The organism is Nonomuraea sp. NPDC051941, from assembly GCF_044593615.1.
Window position 1 is genome coordinate 92,657 of the sequence record NZ_JBIUCF010000020.1, and the last position, 24,855, is coordinate 117,511.

A 24,855-nucleotide genomic window follows, 5' to 3' on the forward strand; every position below is an offset into this window, starting at 1 on the left:
GGGGTGGCGATGGATGGCCGGTGCGGGGCGTGAGACCTCGGTCCCGTGGGCGGTTTGGGGTGGTCGGAGGGGCGGGGGAGGGGCGTACCATGACCTGCGGAAACCTGCGACAGCCCTTTATCGACATTCCGGACTTAACGCTGCATGCTGGGATATAACCGCAGCATGCGCGACATATCCGTGGAACATGCTCGAAACTTTTCCACGGCACTGTGAGAGCCTCTGAAAGGGGGCGGCAATGCTGCTGCGACTGAGGGTGTCGCTGCCGGACCGGCCGGGCGGCCTTGGCCAGGTCGCCAAGTCTCTTGGAGCGCTGGGCGCGGACATCCTGCAGGTCACCGTGCTCGAACGCGAGGCCGGACGGGCCGTGGACGATTTCACTGTTTCCTGGCCTGGGCCGGTGACCGCCTCAGAGGCTCGCGATCGATTGTCGGCCATGCCGGGTGTACGGGTGGAGGGCGTCTGGGCGACCAAGGAGGTGCCGGGCTCGGCGCTGGACTATGACCTTCTCATGCACGTCGTGTCCCAGCCCGCCCGGGGATTCGCCGCGCTGGTGGACGCGCTGCCGGGGTTGTGCGGCGCGGAGTGGTCGGTGGCCCTGGCCGACGGTGCCGTACGGCACGCCTCGCTGGCCGCCCCCGAGAAATTCGAGCTGAACCTGCCGGAACCCCCGCCGCGGGCCGCCACCCTGGACGCCAATGAACTGCGCCTGATGCTGCTGCCGGTGGTGGCGCAGGGGTTGCACCTGGTGGTCGCCAGGGCGGACGGGCCGGTGTTCCACCGCGCCGAGCTGGAGCGCGCCGCCCGCATCGTGGACGTGGTCGCCAAGCTGGCCGCCCGCGCCCGGCCCGGGGCGGCAACCGGCTAGTCGTGGCGGGGCAGGCCGGACACCTCGTGGCTGGCGTGGAACAGGGCCTCCGCTATGAGAGCCCGTACGTGGGAGTCGCGTGCGCTGTAGAGCACGCGACGCCCGTCCCTGCGGGTGTCCACCAGCCCCGCCAGCCGGAGCTTGGCGAGGTGCTGCGACACGGACGGGCGGGGCACGCCGATGGCCTCGGCAAGCGAGTTCACATCCTTCTCGCCCGATGACAGCAACCACATCAGCCTCAGCCGGGTGCCGTCGCTGAGCATGCGGAAGGCGTCCACCGCCGCGTTCACCTGAGCGGGAGTGGGTTGCTCTTGCGACTGGTCGGCACCTGAGACGTTGTCGCGTGCGTACATGACTACATATCCTGGTCAAAAGGGTCGAATTGCGCAAGCGAGGAATGCCATGACTGACCACAGGGGCCATACGCCACACGGACATGGGCACGGACATGGACACGGGCACGGGCATCTCGGCAAGAGCCGAGGGTGGTTCGCCGCTGTCGCGGCTCACAATCCGCTCAGCGCCCACACCCACGACAGCGCCGACAAGACCGATGCCGCCCTGGAGACCAGCAGTCGCGGCATGCGCGTGCTGGCCGTCTCGTTCGCCGTCCTGATGGTCACCGCCGCCGTTCAGGCGGTGATCGTCGTGGCCTCCGGGTCGGTGGCGCTGCTCGGCGACACCCTGCACAACGTGGCCGACGCGCTCACCGCCGTCCCGCTGGCGATCGCGTTCTCGCTCGGCCGCCGCGCCGCCACCCGGCGCTTCACCTACGGGTACGGCAGGGCCGAGGACCTCGCGGGCATCGTCATCGTCCTGCTGATCGCCGCCTCGGCGGCCCTGGCCGGATATGAGGCCGTCACCCGGCTGCTGAACCCCCAGGACCTCCGGGCCGTCGGATGGGTGGCCGGGGCGGCGGTGGTGGGCTTCGCGGGGAACGAGTGGGTGGCCCGCTACCGGATCAGGGTGGGCCGGGAGATCGGGTCGGCCGCCCTGGTGGCCGACGGGCTGCACGCCAGGACCGACGGCTTCACCTCGCTGGCCGTCCTCCTGGGCGCGGGCGGCGCCGCGCTCGGCTTTCCCCTGGCGGACCCGATCGTGGGGCTGCTGATCACGTTCGCCATCTGCTTCGTGCTGCGGGACGCCGCCCGCGAGATCTACCACCGGCTCATGGACGCCGTGGACCCCGCCCTCGTGGACCGCGCCGAGAGCATCCTGGGTGCGGTGGACGGGGTGCACCGCGTCGGCTCCGTACGCCTGCGCTGGATCGGCCACGCCCTGCACGCCGAGGTGGAGATCCTGGTAGATCATGACATGTCGGTGGTGGACGCCCACGCGGTGGCGGTGGAGGCCGAGCACCGGCTCATCCACGAACTCCCGCGCCTGAGAGCCGCCACCGTCCACACCGACCCGCACGGCCCCGCGGGCGCCGACCACCACGCCAGCCTGTCCACCCACCGGCCGGGCTGAGCCCGCCGCCGCGCCTCGGGCCACTGGCCACGGAACCCTCCCTTGACCGCACGCCGACCGTGAGGAACGCTGAAGCGGGAGACGATGCCGGGGGCATTACGCGTGAGGCGTCCATTCATCACCTTGCTGTCCGCCAACGCTCTGTCCGTCACCGGAAACGTGCTCTCCATGCTCGCCGTCCCCTGGTTCGTCCTGGAAACCACGGGAAGCGCCGGGCTCACGGGGCTGGCCGCCTTCGCCACCACGTTCCCCATCGTCATCTCCGCCGCGTTCGGCGCCACGCTGGTGGACTGGCTGGGGTTCCGCGGGGCGAGCGTGGTGTCCGACCTGGTGAGCGGGGTCGTCGTCCTCGCCGTTCCGGCGCTGTTCCTGACGACCGGGCTGTCCTATCCGCTCCTGCTGCTCCTGCTGTTCGTACGGTGGCTGGCCGCCACGCCGGGGGAGACCGCGCGCAAGGCCATGCTGCCCGACCTGTCGGCCCTCGGCCGCGTCCGCATCGAGCACGCTACGGCGGCGTACGACGGCGCCAGCCGCGGCGCGACCATGGTGGGCGCCCCGCTCGCCGGCATCCTGATCCTCTGGGCGGGACCGAGCACGCTCCTCATCGTCGACGGCGTCACCTTCCTCCTGTCGGCGGCGCTCATCGCCGGCGGAGTCCCGCGCATCGAGAACGGCGAACGCGAATCCGGCGGCTACATCTGCGACCTGCGCGACGGCCTGGCATTCCTCTGGCGCGACCGCCTGCAGATGAGCGCCACCAGCATGATCGTGGTCGTCAACATGCTCGACACGGGCGTGACCCAGGTGCTGCTGGCCCTGTACGCCCGCGACGTGGCAGGCGACCCCCGCGCGTTCGGCCTGCTCACCGGCGCGCTCGGGGCGGGCGCCGTGGCGGGGACCATCGTGTACGGGGCCGCCGGCGAACGATTACCCATGAGGCTGACCTACGGAGTGTGCTTCCTCATCGCCGGCGTCCCGCGCGTACTGGTCCTGGCGCTCGGAGCGCCGTTCCCCGCGGCGCTCGCCACGGCCGCGCTGTCGGGGTTCGCGGCCGGCGCGATCAACCCGATCCTCGGCATCCTGCAGTTCGGCCGTATCCCCGCCCCCATGAGAGCGCGGGCGCTCGGCACCATGACGGCCGCCGCGTACGCGGCCATGCCGGCCGGCGGGCTGCTGGCCGGCTCCCTCACCGAGCTGACCAGCTTGCGGACCACGCTCTACGCGTTCACCAGCCTCTACCTGATCACGTCCATCCCGCCGTTCGTCTGCCGGGCCTGGCGGGAGCTGGATCAGTCGTCTACCGCGAAAACGTAGCCAGCAGCGCGGACTCCGTGATCGGGGACTCGTGCGTGCCGGCGACCGTGCACGCGTGCGCCCCGGCTGCCGCGCCCAGGCGTACGCATTCCTCCAGCGACCGGCCGCGCAAGGTGCCGTACAGGAAGCCGGAGACGAACGCGTCGCCCGCGCCGTTGCTGTCGGCCACCGGCCCGGGCAGCGGCGCTGCCGGGAAGGCGCGCACGCCGGAGTCGCGCGTCAGGATGAGGCAGCCGTCGGCCCCGCGCGTGCAGACGACGGTGTGGGCGCGGCCGCGCCCGAGGATGTCGCGCATGGTGGCGGCCGGGTCGGGGAGCGCGGTGGCCGACAGGAACACCAGGTCGGATCGGTAGGCGAAGTCCTTGTGATAGTCGTTGGCGCCGTCCCAGTCGTGCAGGTCGGTGGAGACCGGCGTGCCGTCGAGGTCGGGGTAGACGTGGCGGCAGAAGTCCATGATCGACAGGTGGACGTGCCGGGCACGCGTGTTCGCGTACAGCTCGCGCGGCAGGCGCTCGTCCGGCGTGGCCTTCGGGTCGTGCAGCGAGGTGCGGCGGCCGTCCGGACCCACGAGCAGGACGCTGCGCCGGGTGCCCGCCGCGGCGGGCCCGAAGGAGCAGTCGACGTCGCGCAGCGCCTGACGGACCAGGGCGCCCTGCGGGTCGTCGCCGATCAGGTCGGCGAAGGCGACGGCGAGCCCGAGCGCGTGGCAGCCCAGCGCCACGCCCGCGCCGGTGTTGCCGATCCGGTCGACGACCGGGGGCACGTGGTAGGTGTCCCGGTACGGCAGCGGCAGCTCCGGCACGTACACGGTCGAATCGACCCCCGCCCCGCCGAGGACCAGGACATCGTGGGTCACCGGTTGACCAGCGGGCCGGAGCCGGTGGAGCCGCGGACGACGAGCTCCGGCTGGAAGATCAGCTCGACGTGCTTGGCGGGGGCGCCGTTCACCTCTTCGAGCAGCGTCTGCACGGCCGCCGACGCCATCGCGCCGATCGGCTTGCGTACGGTGGTCAGCGGCGGGTCGGTGAACGCGATCAGCGGCGAGTCGTCGAAGCCCACCACGGACACCTCTCCCGGCACCGACAGCCCCCGCTCCCGGCAGGCGCGGATCGCGCCCAGCGCCATCAGGTCACTCGCGCACACGATGCCGGTGCAGCCGCGGGCCAGCAGCTGCGCGGCGGCCGCCTGCCCGCCCTCGACGGAGAACAGCGAGTGGGCGATCAGCTCGTCGACGTCGGTCGCGCCGAGCAGCTGCGCCATGGCCTGCTTGTAGCCCTCGATCTTCCTGATCACCGGCACGAACCTGCGCGGCCCCAGCGCGATCCCGATCCGCTCGTGGCCGAGGTCGACCAGGTGCTGCACGGACAGCCGGGCGGCCATGCGGTCGTCGGGCGAGATGAAGGGCGCGTCGATGTGCTCGCTGTAGCCGTCGACCAGCACGATCGGCAGCCCGCGGTCGGTCAGGCGGGTGTAGCGGTCCATGCGGGCGGTGCTGTCGGCGTGCAGCCCGGAGATGAACACGATGCCGCTCACCCCGCGGTCGACCAGCAGCTCGGTGAACTCGTCCTCCGGCGCGCCGCCGGGCAGCTGGGTGCACAGGACCGGCGTGTAGCCGTGCTGGGTCAGCGCCTTCTCGATGGCCTGCGCGAACGCGGGGAAGATCGGGTTGTCCAGCTCCGGCGTCACCAGGCCGACCAGCCCGTTGCTGCGCTGGCGCAGCCGCGGCGGGCGCTCGTAGCCCATGAGGTCGAGCGCGGTCATCACCGCCTGGCGGGTGGCGGCCGAGACGCCGGGTTTGCCGTTGAGCACCCTGCTGACCGTGGCCTCACTCACCCCGGCCTGGGCGGCGATGTCGGCTAGGCGAGCGTGACCGTTCATGCCACTCACTTTACTTTCCACCAGGCCGCCGAATCCCCTGCTCCAGGGACATCCGACGCGATCAGGAGCTCCCCGTCGATCCCGAAGTCCACCGGCGTCGCGGTGAGGTTGACGGCACAGACGTACGGCCCCCTGGAGAACACGAGCGTGCCCTCGGGCGACTCGTGCCAGACGAGGTCCCCGCTGAGCGCGCGCCGCAGCCCCAGCGCCTCCCGGTACAGCTCCAGCGTCGAGCCGGGCGTCCCTTCCTGCGCCTCCACGCTCAGCTCGGCCCACTCGGACGGGATCGGCAGCCACGGGTCCCGCCAGCCGGACTCGCGCGTCCACGGCAGCGGGACGCGGCAGCCGTCCCGGCCGCTGTCGGGGTCGCGCAGCCGCTGCGGGTCCTGGCACACCTCCTCCGGCAGGTCGAGCACCTCGGGCAGGCCCAGCTCCTCGCCCTGGTAGACGTAGACCGAGCCGGGCAGCGCGAGCGTCAGCAGCGCGGCCGCGCGGGCCCTGGCCAGGCCGCCGTAGCGGGTGACGTGCCGCTTGACGTCGTGGTTCGACAGCACCCAGGTGGTCGGGGCGCCCACGGAGCCGGCCGTGGCGAGCGAGGAGCCGATCACCGCCCTGAGCTCGGCGGCGTCCCACGGGGTGAACAGGTAGTGGAAGTTGAACGCCTGGTGCAGCTCGTCCGGGCGGACGTACATCGCCAGCCGCTCGGCCGTCGGCGCCCACGCCTCGGCCACGCCGATGCGCTCGCCGGGATAGGAGTTGAGCACGCGCCGCCACGCGCGGTGGATGTCGTGCACCCCGTCGTTGTCGAAGTACGGCACCGGCTCCTTGCCGATCAGCGTGGTCTGGTTCGGGTGGCCGATGTCGGGCAGGTCGCGCGGCTTGACCATGCCGTGCGCCACGTCCACGCGGAAGCCGTCCACGCCCAGGTCGAGCCAGAACCGCAGGATCGACTCGAACTCGCCGCGCACCTCGTCGTTGTCCCAGTTGAGGTCCGGCTGCGCGGGATCGAACAGGTGCAGGTACCACTGCCCGTCCTCGACCCGCGTCCACGCCGGGCCGCCGAAGATCGACTCCCAGTCGTTCGGCCGGTCGCGGAAGATGTAACGATCGCGGTGCTCGCCGCGCAACGCCTCCTGGAACCAGGGGTGGGCCGAGGAGGTGTGGTTGGGGACGATGTCCACGATCACCCGCAGGTCGAGGGCGTGCGCCTCGTCGATGAGCGCCTTGGCGTCCGCGAGCGATCCGAACAGCGGGTCGACGTCCCGGTAGTCCGCGACGTCGTACCCGAAGTCGGCCATGGGGGAGGTGTAGAAGGGCGTCAGCCAGATGGCGTCGACGCCGAGCCCGGCAAGGTACGGCAGGCGATCGCGAACGCCGATCAGGTCACCCACGCCGTCGCCGTCTCCGTCGGCGAAGCTACGCACGTACACCTGGTAAATCGCGGCGTCTCGCCACCATGCGGTCATAGTCTCCCCCTGACGGTCTCGACTATGAAATCCCTTGCCGCAAGTTTACGCAAGCCCTTACATACCCCTCCAATCCGGAAATTTCGGTGTAAGAACCCACAAAGCCCTCGACCGAAACGCCTGCGCAGGAGATTCTTTATGTCAAGGGTGGACATCTAGCGTTAAGGCGCGATGTACTACCTCTTCAATCAGCCCCGTCACAGGTGACACGTGCGCAAGGTGTGGGCCCATGAGCTCGGTCGTTCTCGACAAAGTGTCCAAGGTGTATCCGGGCGACTACCTCGCAGTCGACCGGTTGAGCCTGCGGGCTGAAGACGGCGAGTTCCTCGTCCTCCTCGGCCCCTCCGGCTGTGGCAAGTCCACGCTGCTCCGCATGATCGCGGGACTGGAGGAGATCACCGAGGGTGACCTGTGGCTGGACGGCGAGATCGCCAACCATCTGGCCCCGCGCGATCGTGACGTCGCCATGGTGTTCCAGAACGGCGCGCTGTATCCGCACCGGACGGTGCGCGGGAACATCGCCTTTCCCTTGGAGATCGCCAAGTCGGACCCGGCGATGGTGCGCGAGCGGGTGACCGAGCTGTCGAAGGCCTTGCACATCGACGAGACGCTGGACCGCCGCCCCGGCACGCTCTCCGGCGGTCAGCGGCAGCGCGTGGCCATGGGGCGGGCCATCGTCCGGCAGCCCAAGCTGTTCCTCATGGACGAGCCGCTGTCGAACCTGGACGCGGGCATGCGTACCGAGCTGCGCATGGAGATCTCGGCGCTGGTCAGGTCGCTCGGCGTCACCACGATCTACGTGACGCACGACCAGGTGGAGGCGCTGACGCTCGCCGACCGGATCGCCATCCTGAACCGTGGGGTGCTCCAGGACGTCGGCACCCCCTCCCAGATTTACAACGATCCAGCCACCGCGTTCGTGGCGGCGTTCCTCAACTCCCAGCAGTTGAACCTGCTGTCGGCCACTGTCAGGACGCCGCAGAACCAGTACGTCATGCTCGATTTCGGCCCGCACCAGCTCACGATGCCGTGGAGCGATCCGAGGGCGTACGCGATCTCGCAGCACACCGGCGGGCAGGTGCTGGTGGGCATGCGCCCGGACGGGCTGGCCCCGGTGCAGGAGTCGTACGACGGGCCGTCGTTCTTCGGGCGGGTGCGGGCGCTGGAGTACCACGGGCACGAGTGGCTGGCGTACCTGGCGTGCGGGGTGCCCGCCGTACCGGTGCCGGAGCCGCCGGACCCGCGCCAGCGGAGCAACGGGAACAAGAGCGGCTCGGGGAAGCTGTCGGGACTGGTACGGCGGATCTTCTCCTCCGAGCGGGAGGAGGAGCACCAGGAGCAGGAGCAGGTCGGCCAGCACCCGAACAGCGGCATCCACCGCCGCTCCGACCTGATCGTCCGCCTGGGCAACCGCCCCGTCTGGCGCACGGGCGACGCCGCCAAGGTCGCGATCGACCTCTCCCGCATCATGATCTTCACCCTCGACGGCGCTCGCATCGACCCCCCGCGCCGATAGTCGGCGCCGCGCCGCGGTTCACTGCTGGAGGGTCTGGCTGCGTTCGATGAGGTCCAGCATGCCTTTCTGGATCTGGCGCAGGAAGGCCAGGACCTCGTCGGCGGCCGCGGCGACGGCCGAGTCGCCGGGGGCGACGGCGGGTTCGAGCAGCCGGGCCACGGTGTCGGCGAGGACCTGGTCGGGATCGACGCCGAGGGCGGCGGTGGCCGGGTCGGACAGCGCGGCGCCGAACCCCGTGAGCACGGCGTGCACGGCGTAGGTCAGCTCGGGCAGGGGCCGGTCGTGGCGGATCAGCCCGTGGCGGTGATGGATCGGCATGCCCGCCTCGCACAGGGCGCCGGGTGTGGTGCGGGCGAACAGCTCGCGGTCGCCGGCCTGCTGGGTGAGCAGCCGCAGCAGGCCGGCGTCGCCGCTCTGCACCCGGCGTGCCAGCGGGAACTTCAGCCCGGTGCGGACCAGCAGCGGGGCCAGGCGGTGCGGCAGCACGGTGGCGGGGTCGGCGCTGACGCGGCTGGTGATCTCGTCCAGGAAGGCCAGCAGTTCGCGGGCGAACAGCCCGAGGATGAGGTCCTCTTTGGCGGGCCAGTACAGGTAGACGGTGCCCTTGCCGACCCCCGCCGCGCGGGCGATCTCGCTGACCGTCACCTTGTGCACGCCGTGATCGAGCACCAGCTCCCGCGCGCTGTCCAGGATGCGGGCGGCTTTGCGCGAGTGGCGTTCGATCAGCTGGCTCACGTGGGCTGTCCTCTGCTTTCGGGCTGGGGTCGGGTCACACGGCGGCGACGTCGAAGGTCTTGTTCTTCATGTCCGGGCCGTTCATTATCTTGCCCATGGCCGGCCCGATGACCGGCGTGCGCATGAGGCGCAGCATCGCGCCGCGCATGACCAGTTCCTTGCGGTCGTGCGGTGTGAAGAGCCTGCGCATGATCAGCGCGCTGTCCTGCTCGGTCTGGATGAAGGGCCGCATCCGGGCCTCCCAGGCGCGCAGCGCGCCGGGCAGGTCGCCGGGGTGGCGCTGCAGCATGGTGCCCAGCAGTTCGCCTCCGGCGATGCCGCTGGAGGCGCCCATGCCCGCGTACAGGGTCACGCACCAGGCGGCGTCGCCGGCCAGGACCACCCGGCCGTGGTGCCAGCGCGGCATCCTCACCTGGTTCACCGAGTCGAACAGGGACTCCGGAGCCTGCTCGAACGCCGTGAACAACTTCTCCAGGAGCGGTCCGGCGGGCTGCGGCCCGAACGCGGCGCGGATGGACTCGATCGGCGGGCGGGCGAACTCGGCGTCGATGTCGTCGGTGCGGTAGGAGAACAGCAGGCCCGGCGGGTGGTCGGAGAAGGGGAAGATCCACGCTGAGCGTCCCGGCTCGGCCAGGGTCAGGCCCTGCCCCTGGCCGAGGCCCTCGATCGGCCGGTCCAGCACGGTGGCGCCGATCATGTAGTTCAGCGGGTGCAGGTGCTCCTCGGGGCCGAAGGCCAGCCTGCGTACGGTCGAGCGCATCCCGTCGGCGCCCACCACCAGGTCGAAGCGCTCGGTGACGGTGGCGCCGGAGGCCGTGTCGCGCAGGGTGACCTCCGCCGCGGAGTCGTCCTGGGCGATGTGGGTGGGCACGGTGGAATAGCGGATCTCCACATCGGCCGGCAGCGCGGAGAACAGCGCCCGCTCGATGTCCCCGCGCAGCACCACCCGTGGCTTGCCGGGCAGGTTGGCCAGGCTCATGCCGGCGGTGTGGCGTCCGGCCCGGTTCACCTCGTAGGGGGGAAGCCGCGGGGTGCGGTCGCCGATCGCCTCCAGCGCGCCCAGCCGCTGAGCGGAGGCGAGACCGGTGCCGAACAGCAGGATGAAGTACCCGCCCGAGCGGCGGGCCGGGGCCCGCTCCACCAGCACCGGCTCCCAGCCGACCTGCCGCAGGCGCAGCGCGGTGGCGATGCCCGCGATCCCGAGCCCCACCACCAGCGCACGCCCGACTGCGTCCTTCATTGCCGACTCCCTTTCTGTCGTGTCACCACGACCCTAATAGACAAACTGACCAGATTGGTTCTGTTGGTCAGTTTTTCGAGGCGCAGTCGTAGAGGGTGAGGCCGCCGGTCGTGGGACTTCCTCCATAGGCGGCGGCGGGGACTTCGGCGCAGCTCGCCTTGATCCATTGCGAGCGGCTCGTGCTCGACCCGCCCATCATGGCGCCGAAGCCGGATCCCAGGACGAAGCGCAACTGCCCGGAACCCGTCCAGTCCTCCAGCTGCTGGACGGTCGGGGCGTCGTCGATGCCGATGAAGCCGCCCATGCCGATCACGGTGGCGTCGCTGCCGAGGATGAACGTGGAGGCGAACGTGGCGCCACCCTCGACGGCGAGCGTGATCCGGGCGGAGCCGGAGTTCTTGACGGCATGGTCGAGGATCTTGCGCTGGTCGGAGGTGAGCTCGCCGCCGCCGGGAAAGCCTCCCGGGAAGCCGCCCGCGAGTCCGGATGGCATGCCGCCCGGGCTCCCGCCGGGGAAGCCTTCGGGGAGTTTCATGCCTGGCGGGAGTTCCATGCCTGGCGGGAGCTGCATCCCTCCCGGGAGTTCGCGCCCGCCCGGAGCCGGGCCGGCTCCGCCACCGCCGCCGAAGGGCATGGCCGGCGGCCCCGCGGCGGGGTTGGCGCCGCCCAGCGCCGACGTGGTGCCGGGAACGCTGATCGCCCAGGCCGCGGGCGCCGCCAGCACCGCCAGGACCGCGACGCCGAGGGCGGCGGGCAGCAGCCGTCGCCGGCCGGCGGACAGCAGGAGCAGGACGACCGCCGCCAGCCCGGCCGCGCCCACAGGCCACACCAGCCAGCCGTTCCAGAACGGGGCCCGCCCGATCACGGCACAGGCCCAGGCCGCGGTCACCGCGACGGCCCCGGCCCCCAGCGGGAGCGCCCAGCGAGCCCCCGCCCGATGGGCGCGGGCCAGCGTCGTGACGAAGCCGGCGGTGAGGGCGGCGATGGCGGGGGCCAGCTGCGTCGTGTAGTACGGGTGGAAGATCCCCTGCTGCGTGGCGAACACCACGCCGCAGACCACCAGCCAGGTGCCCCACAGCACCCATCCGGCCGCGGCGAGCGGCTCACCGGGCATCGCGACCCCGCGCCGGCGCAGTACGGCGACGGCCAGGGCCAGCAGCAGCGCCACCCCGCACAACGGCAGCAGCCAGCTGATCTGCCCGCCGACCTGCTCGTTGAAGAGCCGCCCCGGACCGGCCGCACCGCCGAAGGAGATGCCGAAGCCGCCCGGGACGCCGCCGCTCCCGCCGCCGAGGACCCGGCCGAGGCCGTTGTAGCCGATGACCAGGTCCCAGGCGCTCCCGTCGGTGCTGCCGCCGACGTACGGACGGTTCCCCGGCCAGAGCGAGACCATCGCGATCCACCACAGGGAGGACACGGCGAGGACCGCGCCCCCGGCCGGCAGCCTGGCCAGCCGGCCGAGCCAGGGGCCGTGCGCGCCGACCAGCCAGGCCGCCGCGAAGGCGGGGATCACCATCCAGGCGGCCAGCATCTTCGTCAGGAAGCCGAGGCCGATCAGGAACCCGGCGGCGCACAACCAGCGCAGGGCGGCCCGGCCGGAATCCGTCCGCAGCGCTCGGGTCAGCGCGTACGCCGCCGCCACCAGCGTCAGCACCAGCAGGGTGTCGGGGTTGTTGTCGCGGTTGATCGCCACCGTGATCGGGGTCAGGGTCAGGACCAGCGCGGCCAGCAGCCCCGCCGCCTCGCCCGCCCACAGGCGTACGGTGCGGTGCAGGAGGAACACCGTGGCGACGCCTTCCAGCACCTGGGGCAGGATCAGCGCCCAGCCGTGCATGCCGAAGAGCTTGGTGCTGAGGACCTGCGGCCACAGCGCCGCCGGCGGCTTGTCGACGGTGATCACGCCTGCCGGGTCGTAGGCGCCGAACAGGAAGTTCGTCCAGTTCTGGCCCATCGACTTCACGGCGGCGGAGTAGTAGCCGTTGCCCCAGCCGAGGGAGCCGAGGGCCCAGCCGTACAGGGCGGTGGCCAGGAGCAGGATCGCCGCCAGCGCGGCCGGGGCCGCCCAGCCGGGCAGGCGACGGCCGGCGGCACGCGGCGGCAGTTCGGTGATGTCGGTCATCTGTGCTTCTTCTTCTCCGAAGACGATCAGGGTGTGGGACGGCGGAAGACGGCCAGGCGCAGCGTCACGAAGCGGACGGCGGTGACCAGCGCGGACGAGGCGGTGAGCACCAGCGTCTCGCCCGCGGCCGACGCATCGGGCTGGACCTGGCGGAACAGCAGCACGGCGGCGGAGGTGACGACGTACCCGAGCAGGAAGAGGGCCCCCGCTCCCAGGTGCGCCCGTCCGGCCCCCGTGCCGGACCAGCGGAAGGTGAGGCGGCGGTTGGCCTCGGTGTTGAGCACGGTGAGGACGAGCAGCGACACCAGGTTCGCGATCATGGGCGGCCACCACGCGCGCAGCAGCCAGTAGAGCAGGGCCTGACCGGCCGTCGAGAGCACGCCGATGGCCACGAAGCAGCCGACCTCCCAGGTGATGCGGGAGCCCGCCCTGGCGGGGGCCAGCACGGCGTCGGGGTGTTCGGCGGCGGGGGCGGGGCGCCGCGGCAACGGAGCCCGCGCGGCGCCCGAAGCCTTCATGCGGGCCACCCGCCACAGTCCGCGCAGGTCGTCGGTGGCGGTGCCGACGACGTCGACCCGGGTGTCCACGTCCTCGACCCAGTCGACCGGGACCTCGTGGATGCGCAGCCCGTTGTGCTCGGCGAGCAGCAGCAGTTCGGTGTCGAAGAACCAGGCGTCGTCCTGCGTCCTTTCGAGCAGCGGGCCGAGCACGTCCGTACGGGCGGCCTTGAAGCCGCACTGCGCGTCGCTGAACCGGGCTCCATGGGTGAGCCGGATGATCGCGTTGTAGCCGCGGGAGATCAGCTCGCGGCGCGGCCCGCGCACGGTGCGCGCGCCGGAGGCCAGCCGGCTGCCGATGGCGAGGTCGGAGTGGCCGCTGGCGAGCGGGGCGATCAGCGGCAGCAGCCCGTCCAGGCGCGTGGACAGGTCGACGTCCATGTAGACGACGATGTCGGCCTCGCTCGCGCCCCACACCGTCCGCAGCGCGAGCCCGCGCCCCTTCCTGTCGAGGTGGACCACGTTCGTGCCGGGCAGCTCGGCGGCCAGCTCCCGGGCCACCTCCAGCGTCCGGTCACGGCTCGCGTTGTCCGCCACGGTGATCCGCCAGGGGAACGGCATCCGCTCACGGAGGTGCGCGTGCAGGGTGCGCAGGCATCCCGGGAGCGCACGCTCCTCGTTGTAGACAGGGATGACGATCTCGACCGTGGGATTCGGCAGCTCCGAGCGCTGGAAGCCACGGAGGACGCCCTGGCCGCAGGTGGTGTCGGTCATCGCTGTCCACTTCTCTTCGCAGGGATGTCAGATCGCTCGGTGGGACGGCTCCATCACCGGCGATCAGCACGACGCCGGGCGCGATCCCCGCGCCGGGGCCGTCGTGGTCACCCCTCAAGCCTCGTGGCCCCGCCCCGGGGGAACGTCCGCCTGGAGGAGGGTTCTGAACTGCGGCGATCGCAGTAGACGTGGGCGCGGGCCTACCGCGCCCGCGGTTCCCGGCCGATCAGCGGATCTGGGGGCGGACCAGGCCGGTCTCGTAGGCGATGATCACCAGTTGGGCGCGGTCGTGCGCCTTCAGCTTGGTCATGGCCCGGTTGACGTGGGTCTTGGCGGTCACCCGGCTGATCCCCAGCAGGTCGGCGATCTCGTCGTTGGTGCGCCCGCAGGCGACCAGGGTCATCACCTCCCGTTCGCGCTCGGTGAGCACGGCCAGGTCTTCGGGAACGTGCCGGGCCGAGACGCCGGGGCCCGCCAGGAAGCGGGTGATCAGCCGGCTGGTCGCCGCCGGCGACAGCAGCGCCTCGCCCCTGGCCACCACCCTGATGGCCTCCTGCAGCTCGCCGGCCTCCACGCCCTTGCCGAGGAAGCCGCTGGCGCCCGCCCGCAGCGCGGCGAAGACGTACTCGTCGATCTCGAACGTGGTCAGGACCAGCACCCGGACCCCGGCCATGTCCTCGTCGGAGGTGATCTCCCTCGTCGCGGCCAGACCGTCCATCCCGGGCATGCGGACGTCCATCAGCACCACGTCGGCCATGGTCTCCCGCGCCAGCCGTACGGCGTCGTGACCGTTGGCGGCCTCGCCGACCACGTGCAGGTCGGGGGCCGAGTCGATCAGCACCCGGAACCCCGCGCGGACCAGCGCCTGGTCATCGGCCAGCAGCACGTTGACGGTCATCGCCTGTTCTCCCTGGAGGTCGGCAGCACGGCGTGCACCCGGAACCCGCCGCCGTCCACGGGCCCGGCGAGGAACGTGCCGCCGACCGACAGCGCCCGCTCCCGCATGCCGATCAGGCCGTGACCGAACCCGGGGGAGATCCCGCCCGCACCGCCACGACCGTCGTCGGTCACGGTGACGATCACCTCGTCGGCGGCGTACTCGATCCGCACGGTGGCGGTCGCCCGCGGCGCGTGCTTGCTCACGTTGGTCAGCGCCTCCTGGACGATCCGGAACGCGGCGAGGTCCACAGGGGCGGGCAACGGCCTCGGATCGCCGTAGAGCAGCCGGCCCAGCTTCAGCCCGGCGGCGGTGAAGGAGTCGACCAGCTCCGGCAGCCGGTCCAGCCCAGGCGCGGGCTCGGTCAGGAGCTCGTCGCGGCTGCCCGGCCGGCGCAGCAGCCCCACCGTCGTCCGCAGCTCGTCCAGCGCCTCCTTGCCGGCTTCGCGGACATGGCCCAGCGCCGCGCGGGCCTGCTCGGGCTCGCTCTCCAGCATGTACGCGGCGACCTGCGCCTGCACGTTGATCAGCGCGATGTGGTGGGCGAGAACGTCGTGCAACTCCCGCGCGATGTGCAGCCGTTCCTCCATCACCCGGCGTTCGGCCTCCTCCTCGCGCGTCTCCTCGGCCCTGCGCGCCCGCTCCTCGATGGCGGCCACGTACGCCCGGCGGCTGCGCATCGAGTCCCCGACGGCGGTGGCCATGCCGATCGCCGCGATCGGCGCCAGCACCTCGGGCGCCAGCCATGCGCTGTCGCCGAACACGATCCTGGCCACGGCGACCACCAGCGCGGCGAGCCCGCCGCAGATCCACGCGTGCCGGCGCGGGCATCGGGAGGCCACCGTGTACATCGCGATCGCCGACGCCAGGTCCAGCACGCTCCGCGCGCCGTCGATCATGGCATAGGCGGCGAACCCGGTGACCGTGACGGCGAGCACGGCGTGGGGCCACCGCCGCCGGAAGACCAGCGCGCCGCAGACGACCGCGGCCAGCGCGATGTCGTACGCGGTGAGGGGCCGCATCGGGTCGTGCCACTCCGCGCCGGGCGGCGGGGGAGCGCCCGGCGCCAGCAGCGTGATCGCATACACGCAGACGGCCAGGACCGTGTCGGCCGCATAGGGCCGGGACAGGAGTTCCCGTCTCAGCCAGGTCACCGTACGCACCTTTCAAACGTTAGGCCTGACCTGGGCGAAGTCCCTCATCCCGTGGTACCCATCCGCTCTACTGCGCCCGCAGTACGCCCGTCGCGCCGCCACTTGACCAATCGGACTGCAGTCCGTATTTTCGATGCAGCAATCGGACCACAGTCCGGAAAGGACGTGAAATCATGAGCAGACTGCTGCACATCTCCGCCTCCCCCCGCGGGGGCGAATCGATCTCGCTGGGCATCGCGCGGACGTTCGTCGAGGAATACCGCGCCGCCAGGCCCGGTGCGACGGTCGATCACTTCGACCTGTGGGACGGCACGCTCCCCGAGTTCGGCCCGGCCGCCGCGGGCGCGAAGATGACCGTGTTCGGTGGTGGCGTGCCCGAGGGGGAGCAGGCGGAGGCGTGGGCGGCGGCCGTGCGGACGTTCGAGCGCTTCGACTCCTACGACCGTTACCTCTTCAGCGTGCCGATGTGGAACGGGGGCGTGCCCTACAAGCTGAAGCAGTTCATCGACGTGGTCAGCCAGCCGGCGATGGTCTTCGACGTGCACCCGGAGACCGGGTATCGCGGCCTGCTGGCCGGCAAGCGCGCCGCCGTCGTCTACACCAGCGCCGTCTGGGGTCCCGGCCTGGGGCCGGCGTTCGGCAATGACTTCCAGTCGACGTACTTCGACGACTGGCTCCGCTGGGCCGGCATCGCCGACATCCAGGAGATCCGCCACCACCCCACGCTGACGGGCTCGTACGAGGCCGAAAGCAAGCAGGCCGACGAACGCGCCCGCCGGATCGCCAGGACGTTCTAGCGCTCAGCCGAAAACAGGTGTCCGCCGGATGCCTCAGGAGGCGCAGGTCCAGCGGGGCCCGTCCGGGGTGTCCTCCACGAGGATCCCGCCCTCCTGCATCGCCGCCCGCACCGCGTCCGCCACCTCGTACCGCCCCTCCTCGCGCAGCCGGGCGCGGAGCACCAGCAGGGGCTCCACCAGGGAGGGGAGGCTCCGCGAGCGGAGGCGGGCGGTCGAGGCGAGCTCGCCGAGGCGGGCGATGAGCAGCCGCATCAGCTCTCTCGCCTGGTCGACCCCGCCGGCGTCCTCCTCCGTGTCGGCCGCCCACTTGACGATCTCGGCCTCCAGGTCGAGCACCGCCTGGGCCGCCGCCACCAGGTCCGGACGGGCCACCGCCGCCTTGAACAGCTCCTCGCACGTGTGAATGGTCTCCTCCAGCGTCACCTCGGCGGGAGCGGGGTCGGCCGGGGGCGGCGGGGTGACGGCGCCCGTGCCGGGGCCGCCCTCGGCCAGGCGGCGCAGCTCGGCCAGGTCGGTGTGGGTGCCCGCGGGCAGGACCGTCGTGGAGCCGGGCAGGCGGACGGTCAGGCCGCCCCGGCCCGCCACCCGCACCGACTCGGTCTCGAGGTCGATCATCAGGGCGGTGTGCTCGTCGAGACCCAGGACGGCGGTGCCGGGCGGCAGCTCGCGCTCCATGCGGGACAGCCGGCGCTCGCCCAGATAGCAGTAGCGGGTGTCGTGGGTGCCGCCCTCGGCGTTGTCGAAATGGGGGATCAGCACGGCCCGCAGCCCGAGCGGATCCAGCAGGTCGACGCCCTCGCGCCAATGGGGATCCGCGCCCACCTTGTAGATCTCGTAGACCGGCACAGTGGCCAGGCCCGCCGTGCAGGCGGCGGCCGAGGCGAGCACCGTCACCCCCTCGCGCGCGCGGATCCGGGCACGCAGGTCGCCGGCTACGCCCGAGCCGGCCCACCGATCGAGCGCGTACGTCGGGCTGCCGGGACCCGAGAAGACCCAGTCGGCGCCCGTGATCCCGGCCGCCACCTCGACCTCCAGGCCGACGCTGCGCGCGAAGTAGCTGCGGGCGCGGGCGGAGATGTCGGCGGAGTTTTCCTGGAAGGCGTAGGGAGTGTCGAGCAGCACGGCCCGCGCCCCGGCACGCAGCGAACGCGCCGCCGCGCGGTGGATCTCGACCATGGTCGGGCTCGTCTCGCCCGACCCCATCAACACCAGCAAACCCGGCATGGCTGTCGGCCCCTCTCTCGCATGCCATCGACTACATCCGGGCCCGCCACGGCTTTCAAGAGCGTTGCGACAATGCGTCTGGGACGTACTTGCATATGATTGGCAGTAAGTTGGTGGCGGTGACGGGAAGACACGTGATCCTGGTTGAGACGCTCATGCTACGGGTGGGCACCGACAATCGCTGGTCCTACCGGCATGCCCTTACCCGGCCGCGGCGAGGGGAAAGCCCCGACGAGGCGGCCCGCCGGCTCGGCGGGGTCGCGGCCGAGGACCCCGGGACCGTCGTGCACTCCACGAGCTGGCGATACGAGCCGGACGGCGGGGTCGTCCTGACCTATGCGGTCTGCCCGGACCCGGCGCCGTGGCTGCCCGCGGTCGAGGTGCCCGAGCTGGAGATCGCCAGGGGCGAGGCGCCCGCGACCCCGTCACCTGAGCGCGTCGCCCTGGCCAACGTGGTCGCGCACGCGGTCCGGCACCTGGGCTTCCTCGTGGCCGAGGACCCCGTCGTGTCGCGCGTCCTGTCGAGCCACCCCGCGATCGCCCTCGCCCTGGAGCCGGCGTCCGCGCCCGCCTGAGAGGCGGCGGCCCAGCGCCTGCATGGGCCGTTCGACGTATCTGTAGGTGAGCGTGCTGACGGCCAGCACCACGGTCAGGGCCAGCGCCGCCATCATGAGCTGGTACGCCGGCTCCGCCCGCCGCAGGTCGCCGGTGATCGCCACGAAATACTTCAGCAGCGGGTGATGCACCAGGTAGAGCGAGTAGCTGATCAGCCCGAGCCAGGTCAGCACCCTGGGCAGCCGCCGCCCCCGCAGCGCCATCCCCGCCGCGAACGTGGCCCCGGCCAGCACGATCGTCGTCAGCCACACATCAGCCTGCACCCACCACCAGCCGCCCTGGACGGCCCACAGCGGCGCGATCCCCACCAGCGCCGCGGCCATCGCGACCGGCCACAGCCGTCCGTGGCCCCGCTCCCACCGGTGGATGGCCGTCCCCGCGAACATCACCGCCAGCACCGCCACCGCGAGCCACGGCACCCGGCTGCTCAGCGGCAGCAGCGTCAGCGCCATCAGCCCCAGCACGCAGGCCGCGGCCGTGCGCAGGCGACCCCGCACGACGCAGGCCAGCCCGGCTGCGAACATCGCGGCGGAGACGTAGGCGGGCCACCCGCCCGTCAGCACCGCCCCCGACGCCACCAGCCCCACCACCACGGCCCCCGCCGCGAACGACACCGACAGCAGCCCGCTCCGGCCGTGCCCTCCGATCAGGAACAGCGCGGTGACCAGGAGGTAGAAGATCATCTCGTACGACAGCGTCCACATCGTGTCGGCCACGCCGCCCACGTTCACGACGTCGAGCAGCATGGTCGCGTGCGCCGCCACCGCGCTGGCGTCCCTGGGCACCTCCGGCCGCACCGGCACCCACCAGGCCAGGGCCAGCACGAGGACGACCACGCCGAGGTAGAGGGGATAGAGCCGGAAGAACCGGCTGATCCAGAACTTGCGCACGTCGCCGTGGCGTTCCAGGGACGTGGGGATGATGTAGCCGCTGACCAGGAAGAACACGAGGATGCCGTAGATGCCGAGGCTGAACCAGTACGGCCTGAGCTGGGGCAGGAACCACGGCAGCAGGTGCTCGGCCACCACGGCCAGCGCGCCGATCCCCCGGAGCGCGTCCAGCCACGCGAGCCGGGCGGCGGCGGGGACGGGGGTGGTCACGGGCTGGGCGGCGACGGCGGACACCCGCCCAAACCTACCCACGAAGGCTGAAGAGATGCTGGCACCGGAGAACGTCGTGCTCGGGCATCACCGATACGCTAATGATCCCGTGGCGAGAAGGAGGCCCCAGCATGACCGTCGCCGTCCATGTCGGACCCGAGCCGGTGCCCGTGCTCATCGAGGCGGTGCGTCAGGCGGGCGGCCAGGTCGTGCCGCTGGAGGAGGCCGAGGCGATCGTCTTCTTCGGCGGCGGTCCCGCGGAGCTGCGGCCGATGCTCCACGAGGGCATCCGCTGGGTGCAACTGCCGAGCGCGGGCATCGAGCGGTTCGCCGACGCCGGGCTGATCTCCGAGCACCCGGTCTTCACCGCCGCCACCGGCTCCTACGGCCTGCCGGTGGCCGAGCACGCGATGGCCCTGATGCTGGCGGCCGCGCGCCGGCTGTACCGGGCGGCCAGGGTCAAGACGTGGGAGCCGAAGACGTCCAGGGAGTTCGCGGGCTCGACGGTCGCGATCGTCGGCTACGGCGGCATCGGGCGGGTGCTCATGCGGATGATGGAGCCGTTCGGCTGCCGGGTCCTGGCGGTCACCGACAGCGGAGAGGCGCCCGGCGCGGACCTCGTGCTGCCGCGCGCCCGCTACCGCGAGGTGCTGCCCGAGGCCGACTACGTGGTGGTCCTGGCGCCGGCCACGCCGGAGACGAGGGGGATGTTCGGGAAGCGGGAGTTCGAGCTCATGCGCGAGGACGCCTGGCTGGTGAACGTCGCCCGCGGCAGCCTCGTCGTGACCGACGAGCTGGTGGACGCGCTGCGCGCGGGCCGCATCGGCGGCGCGGCGCTGGACGTGACGGACCCGGAGCCGCTGCCCGACGGGCATCCGCTGTGGAGCCTGGACAACGTGCTCATCACGCCCCACTCCGCCAACCCGCCCTCCTCCTACTGGCGCGGCCTGACCGAACGCGTCACCGCCAACGTGCGGCGCTTCGGCGACGGCGCCCCGCTGGAGGGCGTGGTCTCCCCGACCGAGGGGTTCTGAGGCGCCCCCAGAGACGGCTCAGAGACGGCTCAGCCGAGGTTGAGGCGGGCCCCGTTGCTCAGCCCCGAGTCGTGCACCTCGAGCGCGGCCGGGGCGAGGTCCTTCGGCAGCTCGAACACCAGCGCGCCGGCGAACGACTGGCCCGCCTCGATGCGGATCGGCGTGATCTCCTTGCCGTCCTTGTCGAGCAGCTTGGTGCCGCCGTGTAACTCCTTGTCCTCATCCACCAGCTTCTGCTGGCCCGGGTAGAGCACCCTGGCCTCCTGGCCGACGTTGCTGACCCGCACGCCGATCTGGCACGTGCGGGTCGGCGCGGACTTCACGGGCTTGGGACACTTCGTGCTGGTGACGGCGAAGCGCAGCTTGCCGTCCTGCACGGGCCCGTCCTCGCCGGCCGACGAGGGCCGCAGCACCCAGATCAGCACGAGGATCAGCCCCACCACCAGCACGAACGCGATGATCAAGGCGGTCATGCAGCCCGCGAACACCCCCCGCTTGGGCTTGGCGGGCGGATAGCCCGGCAACGGCCCCTGGCCGGTGGCGGAGGGGTGGGGCATCGGCCCCTGCCCGGTCTGGTGGTGGGGGACCGGCCCGGTGAGATCCGGATGCGGCCCCCGCGGGCCCATCCCGGTCTGCGGCACGGGACCGGTCCGCTCGGGGTGGGGCGCCGGCGGCTGCTGCGGCACCCGGCCGACGCCGGGCGTGGGCCCGGTCCGCTCGGCAGGCGGCGGCTGCATCATGCCGGGCTTGGGGCCGGTGCGCTCGGCGGGCGGCACGTGGCTCGCCGCCCTCGGCGTGGGGCCGGTGCGTTCGGCGGGCGGCTGCGGCTGCGGCTGCCGCCCGCGGGGCTCGGCATGCGGGCCGCGACCCTCGGGCCGGCGGGGCGGGCGACCCGCGCCCGAACGGTCGGGCGGCATCGGAGGCGGCATCATCGGGAAGTCCGACGGGTTCCACGAGTTGGTCAGGTGCTTGGTGGCGGCGAGCTGCGCCGCGGGCTCGTCGGCCGCCCCCACCAGCTCCAGCAGCAGCTGCTTGGCCGCGGGCCGGCGCGCCGGGTCGGGGTGGATGGCCGCGGCCACCAGCCGGTCCAGCGGCGCGGGCAGCCCCCGCAGGTCGGGCGGCGCGCTGCGGGCCCGGGCCGCCATCACGTACGCGTCACCCTCGCCGAACGGATGCCCGCCCAGCCCCGCGTAGGCGATCAGCGACCCCCAGGCGAACACGTCGCCCGCCGGGCTGGTGCGCCCCTCGAAGACCTGCTCGGGAGCGATCCATCCGGGCGTGCCCATCACCATGCCGGCGTTCGTGTGCCGGGAGCTGACGTGCGTCGAGCGCGCCAGCCCGAAGTCGATCACCCGGGGCCCGGCCAGCGTCAGCATCACGTTGGCCGGCTTGAGGTCGCGGTGCACCAGCCCGGCCGCGTGGATCGCGGTCAGCGCGGCGGCCACGCCGACGGCCGCGGAGTGCAGCACCGACGGCGACAGCGCGCCGTGCTCGATCAGGTGGTCCTCTAGCGAGATGCCGTCGATGTACTCGGTGACGAGGTAGAGGACGCCGCGGTCCTCGCCGTGGTCGAGCACGCGCGCCGTGCAGAACGAGGCCACCTTGCGCGCGTTGGACACCTCTTCGTGGAAACGCGCCCGGTAGACCGGGTCGGCCGTGTAGTCGCGCCGGATCGCCTTGAGTGCCACCCGCTGCCCGTCGGCCGCCTTGGCGAGGTAGACCACGCCCATGCCACCGGAGCCGAGACGGCTGACCAGCTCATAGGGGCCGATCGCCGGCGGATCTTCCGGCTCCAGCGGAGTGCCTGCGGAGCGCCCCAACGTAGCCGTCCTCTCGCCGTCGTCATCCCGTCTCAATCCGAACCGTTCCTCCGCCCGGCACGTCATTTTGTACCCAAGACTCTAACGGAGGAAGTGCCTGCCCGGTGGCGACTAGTTCTGAGCAGGAGAAGGAGCGCCGTGGATGCGCAAGGGGCGCATCGTCACCCGCAGGCGCGAGAGGTTGAGAGTGTGGGGGAGCGGGCGGTGCGGGGACAGCAGCCGCCCGACCGGCTTGGGGCGGGCGGCGCGGACGATGCCGGCCAGGAAGGCGGTGCCGACCGCGAGCGTGAGGTGCACGCCGTCGCAGCCCGGTCTGGCCCACCACTCGTTCGCCGCGGTGCCGTCCAGCCAGATCTCGGGGGCGAAGGTGTTCGCGTAGGGCAGGCGCGAGCTGCGCTGGTGCGCGGCGATCGGCACGAGCACGGTGGTGCCGGCGGGCAGGGTGGTGCCGTACCAGTCGGTCCTGGTGGCGGTGACCCGCGACAGCGCCGGCACCGGCGGCCACAGGCGCAGCCCTTCGCGCAGGCAGGCCCGCAGGTAGTCGGCGTCGCGGCGGGCCGACTTGCGCTGGGCCGGGTGGGCGGCCAGCAGCGCCAGCGTCTGCATCAGCCCCGCCGACATCACGCCGAGGCCCATCAGCCAGAACGCCGCCTGCATGAGCCCGCGCGAGCGGCCCACCCCCGGCCTCTCCGCGATCAGGCCGGCCAGGCTGCCGGGTTCGGCGCGGCGCAGGTGGTCGAGGATGCGGGCGTCGTACCGGCCCGAGAGCAGGTCCTGGCGCCGCCTGTCGCGCCACCTGCCGGCCCGCGTGAGGTCCGTCAGCAGGCGGGTGAGCTCCAGATCGTCGGCCGCGCCGTCGCCGTAGACGCAGCGCCTGGCCACCCGCTGCCACCGGGCGTTCAGCCGGTCGTGGTCGACCACGCCGGAGGTGAGTTCCCCGGCCTCCTCCCTGGCGATGTCGATGAACGTCGGGCGCAGCACGTCCGTCGGCAGGCCGAAGGGGCGTTGCTCGACGCCCTGCGCGAATTCGCCCTCCTCCGACAGCACGCGCAGGGCGTCCCGCTTGGAGATGATCAGCAGCGCGGGGCCGCGCAGGCCGCGCACGAGGACGGGGCGGCCGCCGTACCTGGCCTCGAGCTCGGCCAGCAGCGCGCGGGAGCGCAGCGGGTCGCGCCCGCCCGTCAGATGCGGCAAGCCCGGCGGGACGATCGTGGCGGCCAGGCGCAGGCTCTCCAGCACGGTGGCCCGGGGGAGGTCCCTAGGCACGCGCGGCCTTCCGTGCTCCGACCGGCGCCCGCGGGTCCGTGGCCATGCGGGCACTGACCTTTCGGCCCGCGGGCGCCTCCTGGGTGGCCGGAGCAGGAAGGAAGTCCATATGCCGATGTGATCTCCCGTGGCGCCGCGTTCGCAATCAGGGGTCTCGGCCACCGGAACACTTCCGGGCTGAGGCCGCGGAGATGTTCCGATGGCCGGAACGCCTACGCGCCGAGGAGGGCCGCCGAGATGGCCTGGGCGGCGCCGCGCACGGAGATGCCGAGCTTGGCGAGCGGCACCGCGCCCACGGGGGCGGCCACGCCGAGGGACATGCAGATCCGGCCGCCCGGGCCGAACACCGGCGCCGCCACGCACGCCACGCCCTCGGTGAACTCCTCCTGCGAGTACGCCACGCCGTGCCGTCGGACCTGGGCCAGCTCGCGTTCGAGCCCGCCCAGCGTGGTGATGGTGCGGCGCGTCATCCGCTCGAACGAGCCGCGCGCCAGCAGCTCCTGGCGCAGCCTCGGGTCGAAGGCCAGCAGCGCCTTGCCGGTCGCCGTGCAGTGGAGCGGCGCGCGGTCCATGCCGTCGGAGTGGGAGTCGACGCGGTTGTGGCCGTAGAGGCGCTCGACGTAACGGGCCTCCAAGCCGGAGGGGACCGCCAGGTTGACCGTCTGCCTGGTGGCCTCGTACAGGTAGAGCAGGTAAGGAAGCACGACCTTGCGGGTGCCGGGCACGCGGGCCCGCGTGATGCCGGCCATCGTCTCCAGCAGCTCGCCCGGCAGGTAGCCGTTGCCCACCCGCCTGGCCAGCTCGCGCGAGCACAGCACGCCCAGGATGCGGTGGGCGGTCGACTTGGGCAGGCCCGTGCTGCGGCACAGCTGCGAGAGGCTGACCGGGTGGGAGGCGGCGCCGAGCGCCAGCAGGATGTCGATGCCCCGCTCCAGGCTGCCCGGCTGGGCCACGGGGCGGTCGTCCGCCATCCTCTGCACTTGGCGGACCAGTTCCGTCGGCATTGATGTCCTTTCGCTCTCCGGAGAGCG

At 72.2% G+C, this 24,855-nt stretch carries 21 protein-coding genes; 6 read left to right on the forward strand and 15 right to left on the reverse strand.

The annotated features are described in order from the left end of the window. The first annotated feature begins 238 nt into the window (after nt 1-238). Nucleotides 239-868 carry an amino acid-binding protein gene (locus ACIHFD_RS31050; protein ID WP_350726867.1) on the forward strand — a complete coding sequence of 210 codons (630 nt, stop codon included), beginning with the start codon at nt 239-241 and terminating at the stop codon, nt 866-868. Here ACIHFD_RS31050 and ACIHFD_RS31055 read toward each other — a convergent pair. Beyond that, nucleotides 865-1,221, reverse strand: a complete 357-nt coding sequence (locus ACIHFD_RS31055; RefSeq protein WP_397369882.1) for an ArsR/SmtB family transcription factor — start codon at nt 1,219-1,221, stop codon at nt 865-867. The genes ACIHFD_RS31050 and ACIHFD_RS31055 overlap by 4 nt on opposite strands. Before the next feature lie 49 nt (nt 1,222-1,270). Between ACIHFD_RS31055 and ACIHFD_RS31060 the strand changes: the two genes are divergently transcribed. Together ACIHFD_RS31060 and ACIHFD_RS31065 are read left to right on the forward strand one after the other, a co-directional pair. Next, complete coding sequence (locus ACIHFD_RS31060; RefSeq protein WP_397369883.1) at nt 1,271-2,338, forward strand: cation diffusion facilitator family transporter; 1,068 nt, start codon at nt 1,271-1,273, stop codon at nt 2,336-2,338. Nucleotides 2,339-2,440: 102 nt separating this feature from the next. After that, nucleotides 2,441-3,652, forward strand: a complete 1,212-nt coding sequence (locus tag ACIHFD_RS31065) for an MFS transporter (protein ID WP_397369884.1) — start codon at nt 2,441-2,443, stop codon at nt 3,650-3,652. Here ACIHFD_RS31065 and ACIHFD_RS31070 read toward each other — a convergent pair. Genes ACIHFD_RS31070 through ACIHFD_RS31080 form a run of 3 tightly spaced genes read right to left on the reverse strand, consistent with a single transcriptional unit; the run spans nt 3,636 to nt 6,996 of the window. After that, the gene (locus ACIHFD_RS31070) at nt 3,636-4,508 is read right to left on the reverse strand and encodes a carbohydrate kinase family protein (RefSeq protein WP_397369885.1); all 873 of its coding nucleotides are present in this window, start codon (nt 4,506-4,508) and stop codon (nt 3,636-3,638) included. The two genes, ACIHFD_RS31065 and ACIHFD_RS31070, sit on opposite strands and share 17 nt — an antisense overlap. Beyond that, a complete protein-coding gene (locus ACIHFD_RS31075; RefSeq protein WP_350726872.1) occupies nt 4,505-5,530 on the reverse strand; it encodes a LacI family DNA-binding transcriptional regulator in 1,026 nt (341 codons plus the stop codon). Before ACIHFD_RS31075 ends, ACIHFD_RS31070 begins: the two co-directional genes overlap by 4 nt. 5 nt (nt 5,531-5,535) lie before the next feature. Further along, complete coding sequence (locus tag ACIHFD_RS31080) at nt 5,536-6,996, reverse strand: glycoside hydrolase family 13 protein (protein ID WP_397369886.1); 1,461 nt, start codon at nt 6,994-6,996, stop codon at nt 5,536-5,538. 229 nt (nt 6,997-7,225) lie between these two features. Between ACIHFD_RS31080 and ACIHFD_RS31085 the strand changes: the two genes are divergently transcribed. After that, complete coding sequence (locus ACIHFD_RS31085) at nt 7,226-8,512, forward strand: ABC transporter ATP-binding protein (protein ID WP_397369887.1); 1,287 nt, start codon at nt 7,226-7,228, stop codon at nt 8,510-8,512. 18 nt (nt 8,513-8,530) lie between these two features. Here the strand turns inward: ACIHFD_RS31085 and ACIHFD_RS31090 are convergent, their stop codons facing one another. The 6 genes from ACIHFD_RS31090 to ACIHFD_RS31115 all read right to left on the reverse strand — a co-directional run bounded on the left by ACIHFD_RS31090 (nt 8,531) and on the right by ACIHFD_RS31115 (nt 15,968). Beyond that, complete coding sequence (locus ACIHFD_RS31090; RefSeq protein WP_397369888.1) at nt 8,531-9,247, reverse strand: TetR/AcrR family transcriptional regulator; 717 nt, start codon at nt 9,245-9,247, stop codon at nt 8,531-8,533. Nucleotides 9,248-9,281: 34 nt separating this feature from the next. Further along, nucleotides 9,282-10,487, reverse strand: coding sequence for an FAD-dependent monooxygenase (locus tag ACIHFD_RS31095; RefSeq protein WP_397369889.1), 1,206 nt, complete (start codon nt 10,485-10,487; stop codon nt 9,282-9,284). 67 nt (nt 10,488-10,554) lie between these two features. After that, the gene (locus ACIHFD_RS31100; protein ID WP_397369890.1) at nt 10,555-12,606 is read right to left on the reverse strand and encodes an ArnT family glycosyltransferase; all 2,052 of its coding nucleotides are present in this window, start codon (nt 12,604-12,606) and stop codon (nt 10,555-10,557) included. A 26-nt stretch (nt 12,607-12,632) separates the two neighbouring features. After that, nucleotides 12,633-13,877 (reverse strand): glycosyltransferase, encoded by a 1,245-nt coding sequence (locus tag ACIHFD_RS31105; protein ID WP_397369891.1) that lies wholly within the window; start codon nt 13,875-13,877, stop codon nt 12,633-12,635. A gap of 226 nt (nt 13,878-14,103) precedes the next feature. After that, nucleotides 14,104-14,775, reverse strand: a complete 672-nt coding sequence (locus ACIHFD_RS31110; RefSeq protein ID WP_397369892.1) for a response regulator — start codon at nt 14,773-14,775, stop codon at nt 14,104-14,106. Continuing rightward, nucleotides 14,772-15,968, reverse strand: a complete 1,197-nt coding sequence (locus ACIHFD_RS31115) for a sensor histidine kinase (protein WP_397369893.1) — start codon at nt 15,966-15,968, stop codon at nt 14,772-14,774. Before ACIHFD_RS31115 ends, ACIHFD_RS31110 begins: the two co-directional genes overlap by 4 nt. Nucleotides 15,969-16,141: 173 nt before the next feature. On the opposite strand from ACIHFD_RS31115, the gene ACIHFD_RS31120 reads away from it, so the two are divergent. Beyond that, nucleotides 16,142-16,765, forward strand: a complete 624-nt coding sequence (locus ACIHFD_RS31120) for an FMN-dependent NADH-azoreductase (RefSeq protein WP_397369894.1) — start codon at nt 16,142-16,144, stop codon at nt 16,763-16,765. 33 nt (nt 16,766-16,798) lie between these two features. On the opposite strand, the gene ACIHFD_RS31125 is transcribed toward ACIHFD_RS31120, so the two are convergent. Then, nucleotides 16,799-17,989: a hypothetical protein gene (locus tag ACIHFD_RS31125; protein ID WP_397369895.1), complete on the reverse strand. Its 1,191-nt coding sequence runs from the start codon at nt 17,987-17,989 to the stop codon at nt 16,799-16,801. A 425-nt stretch (nt 17,990-18,414) separates the two neighbouring features. Continuing rightward, entirely contained in the window at nt 18,415-19,728 is a 1,314-nt protein-coding gene (locus tag ACIHFD_RS31130) for an acyltransferase family protein (protein ID WP_397369896.1), read from the reverse strand. A gap of 107 nt (nt 19,729-19,835) precedes the next feature. Here ACIHFD_RS31130 and ACIHFD_RS31135 point away from each other — a divergent pair, with 107 nt between their 5' ends. After that, the gene (locus ACIHFD_RS31135) at nt 19,836-20,738 is read left to right on the forward strand and encodes a D-isomer specific 2-hydroxyacid dehydrogenase family protein (protein WP_355192353.1); all 903 of its coding nucleotides are present in this window, start codon (nt 19,836-19,838) and stop codon (nt 20,736-20,738) included. Nucleotides 20,739-20,767: 29 nt separating this feature from the next. On the opposite strand, the gene ACIHFD_RS31140 is transcribed toward ACIHFD_RS31135, so the two are convergent. The 3 genes from ACIHFD_RS31140 to ACIHFD_RS31150 all read right to left on the reverse strand — a co-directional run bounded on the left by ACIHFD_RS31140 (nt 20,768) and on the right by ACIHFD_RS31150 (nt 24,828). Continuing rightward, entirely contained in the window at nt 20,768-22,558 is a 1,791-nt protein-coding gene (locus ACIHFD_RS31140) for a protein kinase (protein ID WP_397369897.1), read from the reverse strand. 111 nt (nt 22,559-22,669) lie between these two features. Beyond that, on the reverse strand, nt 22,670-23,824 hold the full coding sequence (locus ACIHFD_RS31145) for a cytochrome P450 (protein WP_397369898.1): 1,155 nt from the start codon (nt 23,822-23,824) through the stop codon (nt 22,670-22,672). Nucleotides 23,825-24,036: 212 nt separating this feature from the next. Further along, complete coding sequence (locus ACIHFD_RS31150) at nt 24,037-24,828, reverse strand: IclR family transcriptional regulator (RefSeq protein WP_397369899.1); 792 nt, start codon at nt 24,826-24,828, stop codon at nt 24,037-24,039. Nucleotides 24,829-24,855: the final 27 nt, after the last annotated feature.